14 protein-coding genes and 1 pseudogene are annotated in these 12,820 nt (G+C 65.0%); 7 read left to right on the top strand and 8 right to left on the bottom strand.

The features are described 5' to 3' along the window. Window positions 1-4: 4 nt before the first annotated feature. From ATK36_RS26570 to ATK36_RS26595, 6 genes are all read right to left on the bottom strand, one after another. On the bottom strand, window positions 5-1,288 hold the full coding sequence (locus ATK36_RS26570; protein WP_098515198.1) for an NsdA family TPR-like regulatory protein: 1,284 nt from the start codon (window positions 1,286-1,288) through the stop codon (window positions 5-7). Between the two features lie 585 nt (window positions 1,289-1,873). Then, window positions 1,874-2,638, bottom strand: coding sequence for an ESX secretion-associated protein EspG (locus ATK36_RS26575; RefSeq protein ID WP_170069913.1), 765 nt, complete (start codon window positions 2,636-2,638; stop codon window positions 1,874-1,876). An 8-nt stretch (window positions 2,639-2,646) separates the two neighbouring features. Beyond that, complete coding sequence (locus tag ATK36_RS26580) at window positions 2,647-3,969, bottom strand: hypothetical protein (protein WP_098513977.1); 1,323 nt, start codon at window positions 3,967-3,969, stop codon at window positions 2,647-2,649. Further along, window positions 3,969-4,592: a DUF3558 domain-containing protein gene (locus ATK36_RS26585; RefSeq protein WP_098513978.1), complete on the bottom strand. Its 624-nt coding sequence runs from the start codon at window positions 4,590-4,592 to the stop codon at window positions 3,969-3,971. Before ATK36_RS26585 ends, ATK36_RS26580 begins: the two co-directional genes overlap by 1 nt. After that, window positions 4,589-4,921, bottom strand: coding sequence for a hypothetical protein (locus ATK36_RS26590; protein ID WP_098513979.1), 333 nt, complete (start codon window positions 4,919-4,921; stop codon window positions 4,589-4,591). The genes ATK36_RS26585 and ATK36_RS26590 overlap by 4 nt, the downstream gene beginning before the upstream one ends. 241 nt (window positions 4,922-5,162) lie before the next feature. Continuing rightward, complete coding sequence (locus tag ATK36_RS26595; protein ID WP_098513980.1) at window positions 5,163-5,513, bottom strand: hypothetical protein; 351 nt, start codon at window positions 5,511-5,513, stop codon at window positions 5,163-5,165. 431 nt (window positions 5,514-5,944) lie between these two features. Between ATK36_RS26595 and ATK36_RS33905 the strand changes: the two are divergent. Next, window positions 5,945-6,028, top strand: a pseudogene (locus ATK36_RS33905) (HAD family hydrolase); the annotation flags it as partial. Between the two features lie 272 nt (window positions 6,029-6,300). Here the strand turns inward: ATK36_RS33905 and ATK36_RS26600 are convergent. After that, the gene (locus ATK36_RS26600; RefSeq protein WP_098513981.1) at window positions 6,301-7,101 is read right to left on the bottom strand and encodes a class I SAM-dependent methyltransferase; all 801 of its coding nucleotides are present in this window, start codon (window positions 7,099-7,101) and stop codon (window positions 6,301-6,303) included. A 14-nt stretch (window positions 7,102-7,115) separates the two neighbouring features. After that, window positions 7,116-8,447, bottom strand: a complete 1,332-nt coding sequence (locus ATK36_RS26605; RefSeq protein WP_098513982.1) for a helix-turn-helix transcriptional regulator — start codon at window positions 8,445-8,447, stop codon at window positions 7,116-7,118. Between the two features lie 467 nt (window positions 8,448-8,914). On the opposite strand from ATK36_RS26605, the gene ATK36_RS26610 reads away from it, so the two are divergent. From ATK36_RS26610 to ATK36_RS26635, 6 genes are all read left to right on the top strand, one after another. Further along, on the top strand, window positions 8,915-9,532 hold the full coding sequence (locus ATK36_RS26610) for a 6-pyruvoyl trahydropterin synthase family protein (RefSeq protein WP_245915207.1): 618 nt from the start codon (window positions 8,915-8,917) through the stop codon (window positions 9,530-9,532). Then, window positions 9,529-10,248 (top strand): 7-carboxy-7-deazaguanine synthase QueE, encoded by a 720-nt coding sequence (locus ATK36_RS26615; protein ID WP_098513984.1) that lies wholly within the window; start codon window positions 9,529-9,531, stop codon window positions 10,246-10,248. The genes ATK36_RS26610 and ATK36_RS26615 overlap by 4 nt, the downstream gene beginning before the upstream one ends. A gap of 89 nt (window positions 10,249-10,337) precedes the next feature. Then, on the top strand, window positions 10,338-10,775 hold the full coding sequence (locus ATK36_RS26620; RefSeq protein WP_098513985.1) for an NUDIX domain-containing protein: 438 nt from the start codon (window positions 10,338-10,340) through the stop codon (window positions 10,773-10,775). A gap of 61 nt (window positions 10,776-10,836) precedes the next feature. Beyond that, complete coding sequence (locus ATK36_RS26625; protein WP_098513986.1) at window positions 10,837-11,178, top strand: hypothetical protein; 342 nt, start codon at window positions 10,837-10,839, stop codon at window positions 11,176-11,178. Between the two features lie 260 nt (window positions 11,179-11,438). After that, complete coding sequence (locus tag ATK36_RS26630) at window positions 11,439-11,786, top strand: hypothetical protein (RefSeq protein WP_098513987.1); 348 nt, start codon at window positions 11,439-11,441, stop codon at window positions 11,784-11,786. A 386-nt stretch (window positions 11,787-12,172) separates the two neighbouring features. Next, window positions 12,173-12,820, top strand: a complete 648-nt coding sequence (locus ATK36_RS26635) for a DUF3558 domain-containing protein (RefSeq protein ID WP_245915208.1) — start codon at window positions 12,173-12,175, stop codon at window positions 12,818-12,820.

Genomic DNA, 12,820 nt, shown 5'->3' on the forward strand with positions numbered 1-12,820 from the left:
TCCATCACGCGGCGCGGTTGCCGACGAGTTCGGTGATCTCGGCATCGAGTCGCTGGATTTGTTGGTCGTTGAGCAAGGAAGCAAGGTGTGGTTGAAGGACCCGTAGCTTCTGCGCGATGACCCCCGAGCGGGTCTGGCGGGCGGTAGTCAGGACGGTGTCGGCGTAGGTGACGACCTGGTCCGGGTCTCGGCGGTGCACGCCGATCATCGCCAGGTCGGTCAGGACGCCTGCTTTCCGGCGGGCGGTCAAGGTGCCCTGCAGGGCGTCGACCAGAGCCGCTTCAGCTAGGTCGTGGCGGCCCAGCGTGACGTAGCAGGTACCGCGTTCTTCAGCCAAGCGGGAGCCGTCGAACCGGAGCCAGCCGCCGTTGTGCACCGGGCCCCGTAGGTGCTTGACCTCAGCAGCGGTGTCGAGGGCATGTTGACAGGAGTCAAAGTCGCCGAGGCCGGCGAAGGTCTCGGCCTGCACCACGGAGACCCAGTGTCGGGTCGACAGGCTGGGGTCGCCTCGGCGTGCGAGGGTGGCGGCCACGTCGAGCATCGGCGCGGCATCCGCGAATCGGCGCTCGTACACGGCGACGAAAGCATGCCTGGTCAACGCGCAGGCCCACAGGTCGGAAGCGGCGGCCTCCCTGCTCGCTGTTGCCGCGAGCGTGTAGCAGTGAGCGGCGTCGGTGTATCGGTTGCCGTCGAAGAAGATTTCCCCCGCCAGCTGGAAGAGGTCGGCGGTCAGTTCGCAGAGCCGTTGTCGGATGGTCGGTGTCTGCGGTCGTCGCAAGGAGTCGCTGAGTACACCGAGTTGGGCTCGGACCAGCGGTAGCACCTGGGCCTTGGTCGGCGACAGTGCGTACACGCGCCACAGGTGGGAGTTGAGTTGGGCGAACTCGGCTGCTCCCGCCGTGTCCATCGTGCCGGTGTGAGCTGTGGCGGCGAGCCGGTCGACGTCGCCGAATACTGTCTCCCCAGCAGGCAGCGCGAGCAACGCGCCGGTCATACTGAACAAGCGCAGCAGGTCGCGACGGTTCATGTCGTCGGCCTCCGCAGGGTCGGCTGGTTCATTGGCAACGGTAGAAGCTTGCCGGTTCGGCGTGAGCAACGCATCCAACTGGTCGAGGCTCACATCGAGGGTCTTAGCCAAACGCGGTCGACGGTACGGCTGCGGGGTCAGGGCGCCGCGTTCCCAGCGTCCGACCGTGGAAAACTCCACGCCCACCGCCGCGCCGAAGCTCTCCTGGGTGTAGCCCATCTGCTCACGCCGCGCGGCGAAGGCATCTCGCCGGTCACCCATGAACACCACCTCACCCCGTCGGTCACCTGCCACGATAGCCAGCTACGGGTCAAGGCTGATCACCCGCTCGGCGAGCTGTACCCGTTCGGACTACCGCCTCCGAAAAGGCGTTTGAGCAGGTCAGAGGTGGTGACGCCTCATTGCCGCCTCATCGACGCCGCGTTGGCGCTCTGGCTGTTGTTGATCACCAGGGGCTTGACTGATGTCGCTGCGTCCGGCGAGCTTCCGCTTCGGCGCAGCCCGAGTATCCGGAAGCGTCCCTGACCCGGGACGTGCCGCCGAGGGAAGCGGTGGTGAGGCTGCCAGGCAATTCGATGGAATTCCGCTCAGGAGGTCGAGATGGGCTCGGAGTTCGACCTCGAATATCACGCTGGTCGACACGGTGGACCCCGGTGCATCTGATCAACCCGTCATGATCATCGACGACATCGCCGGCAAGTTCCTCCGGCATCCGAAACGAAGCAGTGCGCCGTCTTCAAGTCTTGATTGTCCCGTCGTCGCGTCCCCTCTGCGACCAGCCAGGCGGGCGATCAGGCCATACCGGCAGGCGCGGGCGGCCGCGTCTGCCGGAACTGGTACGGCTACCTATCCGAGCGCGCTGAGCGTGAGCGCGTCGACCAGATGAGTACGGTGGCCTGGATAGAGGTTGATTTGCGGGTCACCACTGGGGCCGTCGTTGACGAAACTGAGGACTCGGCCTTCGCGGGTGAGGTCAATTGCTGACAGCGGTGTGGAACGTGTGCGCCCGCCGGCACGGTCGCGGGTGGCCGCGTAGAGCTGGTGGATCGCGTCCCGCTCGGCACGCATCAGGCGTCGCAACTCGTCGGCATCTGCGGCGACATCGGTGAGCGGATCGTCGCCACCGTAGTCACGACCGCCGTCGTCGTAGTGTCCCTTCGGCACACACAACGGCCTGATCCGCCCCACGCGGTATCCCGGAAGCGTGTCCACCAGGCTCTCCACCAAAGCCCGCGGCCGGACGGGATCAAGCTGGATCACCTCGTGGCCGATGATCAACCGGACCGCGTCTTGCCCGGACTCCGCAGTGAGGATCGCGGCAGCCTGGACGTTCGCGTCTCGGAGGTTGCTCCAAGAGTACACCTCACGCCGCGCTGTCGCGAGTACCCCGAGCGTGGCCTGGTACGGCGGAATCAGCCTGCCGTTCTCGTGGGTCAGGCCGAGCCGGGCAAGCTCGTCGAGCGCGTGCTGCCGGAAGGCGGTGGCGCCGTCGTCGGTCCGGTAGGTCTGGTCTGGTTCGACCACGACGGGAAGCGCGCCGAGTCCGGCCAGCTCCCAGGACACGAGGAATACCGGCCGGGGCAGTCGCACCGGCCTGTCGATGATGTTCACGGGTGCCCTCAGCCCCCGATGGTCGGAGGCGTGGGCGGTAATCCGGTCCGCGGATCCAGCAGCCGACCGCCGTCGTCGTCGGTCAGGCTGAACGCGGAATCGTCATCCACGCCGTACTTGCGCTGGTGCTCCTTGTCGTCCTCGCCCTTGCCCTTGCCACTGGCGGCACCCATGCCGCCCATGCCAGTCCCACCGCGGGCACCGGTCGCGCCGCGCCCCGCTGCCGAGCCTCCCGAGCCGCGTGCCGTGCCTTCCTCACCAGGACCGACGCCTGACCGCGCGCCACCGCCCGGTCCGCGGCCGGTCGATCCGCCAGCTCCTGCGCCTGGTCCGGGCGACGAGCCACCGGCACCGCCGAATCCGCCGGGCACGAACCCACTGCCCGACCACGACGAACCACCGACGCCGGTACCCGGGGAGGACCCGGGTAGCCACAGCGGCGGCATGGAACCGAGCCGGGTGTCCGGCAGCGACGGAGGTACATAACCCGCAGTCTGGGTACCGCCCCCGCCGGACTGGTTGCCCGAACCATGGTTCTCGCCCGGCGGCGTGTACGCGAGGGGAGGAGCGTACCCGTTCGGCACCGAACCCCCGGCTGGCGGCGTATGTGCCGCACCGCTCGCACCGGTGAACTCCGACCGCGCCGACGAATGCCTGTTCGGCCCGCCCGTCGACGTGTGCTGCGAGTGCGAGGAAGCAGGATCCTGCGGAGTGATCGAGACTTCGCCGTCGAAGTTCGTCAGCTGTCCGTAATCGGTCTTCAAACCCTGACCGCTGGTTTGCGCCTGCTTCGCGTAGCTGTTGTACCGGTCGAGATTGTCTTGCGCCTGCTTGTTGTAGGTGTTGATCTGATCTTCGGTGTCGGTGTCCCACGGCGTGGCCGTGTCGAAGAAATCCTTGTGCGGCGGCGTGTTCGGCATCGGCTGCAGCGCGGCCTTCATCTCATCGAACCCGTGCGCCAGATCCGTCAGATTCTGCGCGTTGCCGGTGTAGGTTTGCGCTGCCGCGGACGAAGCGTCTGCCAACGGCCGGATCCTCGCCTGCGCCGCGTCAGCTCCGCCGCCGGTCCACGTCGACTCCAGGGCAGTGCTCAGCTTCTGCACATCCGAACTGGCCTCGTCATGGTCTTTCGCGATTTCGCCGAGCGAGGCCGCGCCCTGATGCCACTCGGCGGCACCCTTGCTGGCCAAGATTTTCTGGACCAGCTCCGGGGCCGGAACCGCCTGGTCCCCGGTATTGCCGTGCCACACGTCCGAAACCCAATGCTCAACGTCATTGAACCGATCATTGAACCACTTCGCACCATCGCCAACCCAATCGAACAGACCCATCACGCACCCGCCTTCTGCCGCAGGTTGGTGACCACCATCTCCGCCACCCGCGCCGCCGACTCACACGGATCCGCATGGGCGTTCTTCTTGGCTTGGCTGAGGGTTAGCACGACATCGAAGGACAGAGCGTCCGCAACACCGACGCTCACCGTGCAGATATCGCCCGAGGCAGCCCCGGCCTTGTCGATGTATCCGACGGCTGGGAAGCCCTGAATCAGGGGAAGCTCATGCCATACCGATGTTTGCGGCTTGGCGTTTTGGTAAACAGCGCTGAGCCCCTGGTGATCTTGCGTCGCATAGCCCACTGACACACCGGCGTCCGCTTGCCAGTCACAGTTCGGGCCGAGGCCGGCCTTGGAGTCCGGCACGCCTTGTGGCACGGTGCCGAAGATCTTGTGGAGCTGACCCGGAGTCAGCGCGCCTTGGCAGGGGTCGCCGGAGAGCACGGACACAGGAAGCGGATGCTCGACCTTGGGGGCACCACTGTGCGGTAACGCCTCGCTGGTCGGCGACGGAGGTGGAGTACTCGCAGGAGCAGCAGCCGGTGTCCCTGAACATCCCGCGACCAGAACAACGCCCGCAACCACACAGACCAGGGGTGCCAGCGACTGGGATGTCCTCATGCGAACCCCTTGTCCCCGCCGGGTGCCACGTTCCTGACGTCGGTGGCAGCCTGATTGTCCGAGGACTCGGTGATCCCCAGCGCCTTCTCCAGCCGAAGGACCAGCTCATTCGAGTAGTTGTAGACGAGCTCGACCTGATCTCTGCCGCCAGCGAGCGTTCCACCGTTGTGATCTCCGCCCACCATCAGGTTGTTGTAGCCGCTGCTACCGGGATCGTCTGTTGGTGGATTCATCCGGAGCGTCAACCGTGCCTTACGACGCATGCTGTCGTATTTGTCGCGAGCGCGTTTGGCCACGACGAGCATGCTGCGTGCATCGTCGGTGCTCATGGCGAAGCCCGGCCCGGACGGTGCTGCGCCTCCTCCGGAGGCGCCTCCGCCGCCGGGTTGGTCGGTGATCGCGAAACCGAGTCCTTCGAGCCAGTTCGGCCCAGATGCAGGTTGAGACACTGATTTACCCCTCTGGTGACACCCATTAACGCTGGCAGAGCGGTCCAGCCAAGACCGCCTGCCCCGAATCACAGTAGCGGACGGTCACCGAGCGGTAGTCACTTCGGGAGAAACGTGATCATCAACCCAGGGGGTCTCTGGGAAGTAGTTCCTGGTGGCGGCGGGTCATGGCCTCGTACTCGACGTAGGCGCGGGAGTTCTCCGGGCCGCCCGCGGCCATCATCTCGTCGTGGGCGATGCTCTGCGCGGCGTTCACGCTGGACACCTGCGCCATGAACGCGGCCGCGCGCCGTGCCTCATCTCTGCGTTCGATCGCGTGAGGCAGGCCGAGTTCGGCCAGCTTGTCGTACATGTCGGCAGCCTTGGTGTGGACGTCGACTGCTTTGTACGCCCAGACCACGGCTTCGCGTAGCTGGTCGCCGTAGGTCTTGCTGCTGGTGTCGCCCTGGCCGGTGTGCTCTGTCTCGCTCACCCTGGCATGGTGCCACGCAGAGCCGGTGCGGGTGGAGGATCCGTCAACTCGTCTCCTGGTCCCGGGTCGATCACGTCCCCTATCGGGCAGAGCGGGCGGTCGGTGTCGGTTTGGCGTGGGGGTGGGCGTGCCTTGGTGCGTCCAGGCGCGGGGCGCCAGAAATCCCGGTTGATCCAGGGTCGGTGTTGTTCACGCTGATCTGCTGTCCGCAGAGGACGGGGATGGTCTGCGTGTTCATTGTGGTGGTCGCGAGCCTGTCTCGGACTGTGGCGAGCAGCCAGGCCGACGCAGACATCCCGGACAGTGAGCTTGGCCCCTCTTTTCAACAGGACTCAGCAGGTTCGTGTTCACCTACGACTGCGTCTCCGAGCGGGCCGCGTCGGGATGAGACACCCAACCGACGAGGCAGACCGGCCTGATCTCATAGGGGCATGATCAGTGCGGTGGTGTTCGACGTGGGTGAGACCCTGCTCGACGATTCACGCGAGTGGCGCGCGTGGGCTGATTGGGTGGGAGCCCTCTTGTTCGATCGGTAGCCAGGCGGTCGTCGGGTGACCTGTGGGGTTCGCAGCGGCGCCGACAGCGTCCGGCGGACCTGGGGGTGTTCGCGGACGTGTTGCGGGAGCGCCCCGGCGAGCGGCGTCCAGCCCTCGGGTGGCGTCATGGTGGTCGCCGAGGCGAAGTTGGGTGCGGGCGAGGTAGGCGACAGCTCGGCGGGGGTGAAGCAGGTTGTCCGTCTCCCGCGTCCGTGAGTGCGAACCAATGCCGATATTGAGATCATGTTCGGCTACACGTGGCATACCAGAATGCCTCCGCGGCAACTGATCCGGAACTCGCCGTCGCGATCAATCAAGCGATCCAGCAAGAGCCGGACGCGGTCGAGCGTCGCGTCGAAGGGCACGCCGATGGTGCCGGCCCACGTGCGGTAGGACGCGAGATGGGCGATCACCGGGTCTGGCTCGTAGACGGTGATGGTGCCCGGGAGTTGCACAAGGTGAACTTCCGCGAAGTGCTGGCGCAGGATCGCGGGGGCGTCGTCCAGTGCGAACCTGTTGCTCAGCGAGATGCGTAGCGGCCCACGGTCAACGCCGAGAACATCGGCTGCAGCTTGCGCCCAGAGTTCGTCGAGTTCCTTTTTGTCGTCTCGGGCGTTGGTTGATGCGATATATGTTCCGCCGGGTGAGAGCACACGGGTCGCCTGCGCGAGCGCGGCGTTCACGTCCTCGACGTGGTACAGCATGTGCATTGCCAATACCGCGGTGGCGGAGTGGTTGGCGATCGGTAGGTTTGCGGCGTCGGCCACAGCTACCGGGGACGCCACGGCTGTGAGGATGCCCTCGGAGATATCAAGCCCGATTACAGTCAAATCCGGTCGCTCAGCGCGGATTCGGGTGAGGTACTTGCCGTTTCCGCAGCCGACATCCAGTACAGCACCCGTCTGACACGAGAGGTGATCGAGCACCACGCCGGGAAGGTCATGGCGAGGCTGCTGCCAGTGGTACAGCGACTGGCGGGCGGCGAGGTGGCCGTCGTCTCGGTAAGCACTCCCGGCAAGAACGGTGCTGCTCGTCGTGTCAGGCTCGTTCATGTCGGAACCCCTTCTCACGCTGGTGGTAGCGCTGGGGGCGACGCGCAGAAGGAAGCGATCTCGTCCCTAAGCCGACGAGTTTGGGGCGAGTCCGAATACCGGGGGCCGGCAAGGGCCTCGCCGATGCTTGCGGCGCGTTTGACTATGCTGGCGGTCCGTCTCACCTGCGGCACATCGAGAACAAATCGCAGTTGATCAGCTAGACCGTCTACATCGGACTGCATGAGATACGCGCGGCCGATGTCCAGTCGTGCCGCGAGAATGTCGCCACTGGACCGGTCTGCAGGTGTTGCGGCTTCGTAAAGGCTGAGCGCATGCGACGATTCTTGGACAGCGTTCGGGATGGAATCTTCGTCGCCTACCGTGAGCAACGTGGTTCCGGCGTACACAGCCTGCTTGGCTTCGGGAAAGGTGAATACGCCAACGTCATCTTCGGTACCAGCGAAAGTGCGGGCTTGCCGTGCGCGTGTAAGAGCAGCAAGCGCGCTGCGCTTGTCGCCGCGACTCGCCGATGCCCGCGCTTCCAGACTTGGCAGACGCGCCGCGATTGAACCGTGGGAGCAATAGCGGGCGCCGTCGCGGGCGAACTCGACGGCGTCGAGCAGTTGACCGTCCCAGAAGGCAATGAGACTTTGGAGGCCGTGAACCCACGCCAGCATTCCGTTATGGCCAGCCAACTCTGCACAGATAAACGATGTGTGCGCCTGAGTCTGCGCGGCACGGTAATGGCCGAGGTCTAGGCAGATGTGCGCCTGCAATCCACTCAATCGGCTCGCTGACAAATAGAGTTCACGCATCTGGACGGGGGACCGGTTGCCTTGGACTAGTCTGAAGACCTCGGCGCGTAGTTCGCGAATGTCCACGAAGAGTTCTGACAGCGGTTGAGAAACGTAATCTGAAGCAAACCGCCGAATCTCGATGGTGATCCGTTCCAGTGTGGTGCTGCTGACCCTCGAAGCGTCGACTTGGCGAGCAAACCGTGCAGCGTCGCGAGCGTCGTCAAGAACCAATGCTCGATCCAGCCAAGGCGTCGTCTTTATTGTCGTGTGCGTGGCCGTTGCCTGTACGCCGCCGATATCGACAACGGTATCATCGGTGGCGGTAAGAAATTCGTTCAATTGCTCAAGGGAGACGTTGAGCAATTCGGCGATCCGATGGCGGCGCCACGGCTGCGGTATCAACGTACCGCGTTCCCACCTGCCGACCGTCGACAGTTCTACTCCAAGCCGAATCGCGAGACTCTCCTGCGTAAAGCCCATAGCCTCGCGTCGTGCGGCCAGCTCATCTCGTCGGCGCCCCACGCCACCACCCCCGTTCCTGGACATCCCACCATAGCCAGTCGCCATAAGCGCAGGTCACCGGTGGGCGAGTGTCACTCGTTCGGGTTAAGCCCATGCGTCGAAGTACTACGGTGCGGCCAGGCAAGTCGTCCGCGGTAGCCAGAACGGACAGCTGCAACAGGTCAACGATCCGAGTCGAGAGACCGAAGCAGCCGATCTTGTACTTGCACGCCGCTGGCCCCCGGAAGATGGGCGGCAGGAGTACGGCGGTTTGCGCCACTGCGGCGGGCGCCAAGCAGTCCTCAAACAATCGGGTTGGATTTCGGTGCTGACCAAGTGAACAGGCACCGCGCACCAAACGCTGATGTCGCGTGTCTTTGCTGGTCACGATGGTCGACGCCCTATTCGCGCCTCAGAGACGCCGTACGCACGCTCTGGAGAATGCGGGGCATCCGTCCTTGACTGGACCTGGCTGCGGCGGAGGGCTTCCCTTTCCCCCTTGGTCTTCCGTCGCAGCCACATCTGAACCTTGTTTGCATGAGTACGCGCGCGGTAACGCGCTTGCGGGAAAGGATCCGGCGCTCACGATGCGCGGTACGGCGACAACCGATCACACCATCGCCCGTCTGGCGAACCTCCTGCCGGGCGATCTCGCACGGACCGCCCACCAGGTCACCATTGAGCACACCTTCGAAACGGCGCATCGACTGCCGCATCTGGGCGGCAAGTGCACCAGTCTGCATGGACATTCGTGGCAGGTCGTAGTGCCGGTGATCGCCCCGACTCTCAGTGACGATGTGACCGTCGTGGAGTTCGGCGTTCTCAAAGCCGGGATCCGGGAGTGGATCGACACTTACCTCGACCACGGAACGATGCTCGGCGTGCGCGATCCGCTCGCTGTGTCCCTTTACGCTGAAAGGTGCAAGGTTTTCCGCTTTGGCGCGGATGACGACCAGGCGGTCGATGGCACGGAGCTGCTGGCTGCCGATTTGGGCTGGCCCACTGTCGAAGCTGTCGCGGTTCTGCTGCGACGCGTGAGCCAGGCCGTTCTTGCCGCACTGCCCTGCGCCCCCGATGTCCGTGTCGGTGGTGTATTCGTCCGCGAAACCCACCTCAACACCGCGACCTTCGGACCGGTGGCCACGCCGTGAAGCTGCCCGATGTGTCCGATGCGGACGGTGGCCTTGTCGTCAACGAAACGTTCGGGCCGACCTTTCAAGGCGAGGGGCCGAGCACCGGTCGCTACGCGCACTTCATCCGCCTGTTCGGCTGCCACCTCTCGTGCGCTTGGTGCGACAGCCCGCACACCCATGACACCCGCTACGACCTCGACGCCGAACAGCGGGTCCTCTCGATCGAGGACATCCTGTCGTGGCTTGCCGCCGACCCCGCCGACCTGCTAGTGATCACGGGTGGAGAGCCGCTGCTGCAGGCGCACCTCCTGGGACGACTGCTGTGCGCGATCCGCGAGCGTGCGCTGGCCACCGAGATCGAGATCGAGACGTCCGGCACGATCGCGCCCACAAACATGATCACCTCGGCGGTGAAACGGTTCAACGTCTCGCCGAAGCTTGCGCATTCGGGGTTGCGGCGCCATCAACGCATCCGCCCCACAGTGCTGCGCGACTTCGCCGAGGGTGGAAAAGCCATCTGGAAGTTCGTCGTTCAAGAACTCGCCGACCTGGCCGAGATTCAAGAACTGGCTGACACGTATGGCCTTCATCCGGTCTGGATCATGCCGGAGGGCACGGACAGCACCACCGTCCTGGCACGGATGCGGATGCTGGCTGATCCGGTGCTGGCGCGCCGCTGGCGCCTCTCGACCCGGCTCCACACGTTGCTGTGGGAGAACGACCGTGGCCGCTGACATTTCCGCAACCGAGTCTGCCGGCCACAAATTCACGCCTGGCGTTTGCCCCCACCCGAGCTATCTCCCAACGACAGGAGCGGTCCACGATGAGCGAACCCGACACCCCTGCCGACGACGGCCCCCGAGTCCGGGTCTACGCCCTCATCGGACACAACGACCGCCTGCTGCTCGTCAAGTACCCGGGCCATGATGCACTGCCCGGCGGCGCGGTCCGCGCCGGTGAACCCATCGAGCAGGCCCTCCACCGGACCCTCCTCGACCAGCTTGGCGTGACCATCACCGAACTGGACTTCTGCACCGTTGTCGAACACGGCAGCAGTGAGCCCGGCGAGCCGTCGGCTGCCGGGATCGCATTCCTGTTTGACGTGACGCTCACCGATGCCGACGTCCTCGTCGACTCGGCGCTGCCACATCGGTGGGCCGGCGACGACGAACTCTCCGCTCTTCGCCCCGAGGAGGTCAGGGCCGGGCTGATCGCGGGCACGCTGTCGACCGATCGTCCGTGGCAGACGTGGGCACCATGAACAGCCCCGGCCCCGCGTTTCCGACCAACCCCACAGCGTGCGTAGTCGAGGTGAAGGCAGTATGACCCCAGACGAGGCAGCCGCCCTGACCGAGTTTCCCGAGCTACAGCGGCTTATCGACCTTCGCGAGGCGGGCTGGATGTTCCTGCCCACCGTCGTCGATGGGGAGATCGTGCAGGTGCACGGGGTACGGACCTGGGCGGAAGGGTGGGCGGACGCCCTGCGTGTCCGTTACACGACCGACGCTGCCGGCCTCCGCAACGACCACACCGGTGGCGTCACCTGGCAACGCGAAGGCACCCTCACTGAGATCATCGACGGTCTCATCGCTCTACCCGCGCCGAGCGACCGCCTCGCACCGCGGCTCGTCATCGCGCGCCGCCCATTGCTGTGGACCGCGTAGGTCCGGACTCCGCCCGGACGCGCGTCGGCCGGTCGGCGCTCGGCGGCCGCGTCCCGCAGAACTCAAGGAACGCTACTCGATGCTCTTCCCTCACCGTGATCACGCTCTCACCGCCCCGCCATGCGCGATCGATCTCGCCGTGTATCGCGCCCTGGGTCACCGGCCCACCCCGCTGTCGGCTTCGGGGGATAAGGAAACAGGTTTCTCCCTGCGAGACAGGTCTTCGCCCGTTCAGGCGGTGAGGCGTCGGTGATGACCGTGTGGTCGCCGACGCCGTATATATCGCGCCTGTTCGCCGCGGCGTCGGCACCGGGCACCCGCTCTTCCATGATCTTTCGGATGAGGATGCCGGGCTGCGACGGTTTGTTCCTTGCGATGACAACTCCATCATGCCACGAGAGTTCTTACTCCTGCCGAATCACGACCTATGCGAAGCGGTCACCGCCTACCTGCCGCGAGTCGGGCGGCTCGACGACGAGCTGTCCGACGAGATCGGCGACGCCGCCCTCGCTAACGAGAGAGCCACAGCGACTCGGGCAATTCGACAGAGTATCGAGCCGAACCTCGCGCTTCTCCAGCGAGTCTTGGACGGATTGCGACGGCTGTGATCTGCGGCCGGACATTCGACCCGGTAAAGACTATTCGACTGTTTCCTGGCTAACCATATAGATTGGTGACGGGAAATTGTATTCCAGTGTGCCGGTTGCCTTTTTTGTGGTGTCTTCTGTATTTCGACCCGGGTGCCTTAAAAAACTTGAGGAGAATTAGTCAATGAAGATGAGTAACCTTCGGATCCGCTGGGCGTGGTTGCGTGAAGACAATCGGCGGCTCGTGCGCCTTCTGCTGATAGTTGTGACATTTGTGTCCACGGTGTCCGTAGTCATCCTTGCGGCAGCGGCGAATCGTGTGTGAGATTCTGGGCGGCGCTGGGCGCCGACTCCGTTGCCGAGGACGCACGTGGGGTCGAGATCGAGCGGGCCGGGGGAGGAGGTCTGTGAAGCGGGCTGCCGCCGTGCTGGCCGGAGCCGTGTTTCTGGTGCTGGCGGGGTGTTCCGGCGCGGTGCCCGGCAATGCGGAGCCGGTGGCGCAGGCGGGTTCGGTGGTGGAGTCCAGGTCGGTGGCGGCGGATGGTCCGTCCGGGCGGCAGGTTTCGGGGAAAGGCGTGCCGAAGGTCGAGCATCCGATCGATATCGGCAGGCCGAGTCGCATGCCCTGCGCGGTGCTCACCGCGCAGCAGGCCAGTGAGCTTCTCGGCGGCGTCGCGCCACCGAAGCCCTACCTGGACGGCGCGGCGGGGCCGTCTTGCTACTGGGGCGGTGACGCTGCGCACGGTAATGCGAGCGTCGAGGTGATATTCCCGGATATCGACAAGCTCGGGCTGACTTCGGTCTACCAGGCGGCGGGTGGTGCGTACAGGTTCTTCCGGCCGCTCGATCCGGTGAACGGATATCCCATCGCTGCCTATTCTGTCCGGGACAACCGCAGTGCCGGTGAATGTCACGTCGCGCTCGGCGTGAGTGATCGGCAGACCGTGGACCTTTCGGTTCGGCAGGATCGGAAGAATGTCGGCAAGAAAGATCCTTGTGATTCTGCACGCGGTATTGCGGAAATGGTGCTGAGCAATATTCGAGGGGACACGTGA

It is taken from the genome of Amycolatopsis sulphurea (assembly GCF_002564045.1).
Classification (GTDB): Bacteria; Actinomycetota; Actinomycetes; order Mycobacteriales; family Pseudonocardiaceae; genus Amycolatopsis; species Amycolatopsis sulphurea.

Excerpts from the sequence above, each read along its gene's own strand:
- ATK36_RS26580 (WP_098513977.1), bottom strand. The coding sequence starts at position 3,969 with ATGGGTCTGTTCGATTGGGTTGGCGATGGTGCGAAGTGGTTCAATGAT.
- ATK36_RS26600 (WP_098513981.1), bottom strand. The coding sequence starts at position 7,101 with ATGAACGAGCCTGACACGACGAGCAGCACCGTTCTTGCCGGGAGTGCT.
- ATK36_RS26625 (WP_098513986.1), top strand. The coding sequence starts at position 10,837 with ATGACCCCAGACGAGGCAGCCGCCCTGACCGAGTTTCCCGAGCTACAG.
- ATK36_RS26570 (WP_098515198.1), bottom strand. The coding sequence starts at position 1,288 with ATGGGTGACCGGCGAGATGCCTTCGCCGCGCGGCGTGAGCAGATGGGC.
- ATK36_RS26605 (WP_098513982.1), bottom strand. The coding sequence starts at position 8,447 with ATGGCGACTGGCTATGGTGGGATGTCCAGGAACGGGGGTGGTGGCGTG.
- ATK36_RS26620 (WP_098513985.1), top strand. The coding sequence starts at position 10,338 with ATGAGCGAACCCGACACCCCTGCCGACGACGGCCCCCGAGTCCGGGTC.
- ATK36_RS26590 (WP_098513979.1), bottom strand. The coding sequence starts at position 4,921 with ATGAGCACCGACGATGCACGCAGCATGCTCGTCGTGGCCAAACGCGCT.
- ATK36_RS26585 (WP_098513978.1), bottom strand. The coding sequence starts at position 4,592 with ATGAGGACATCCCAGTCGCTGGCACCCCTGGTCTGTGTGGTTGCGGGC.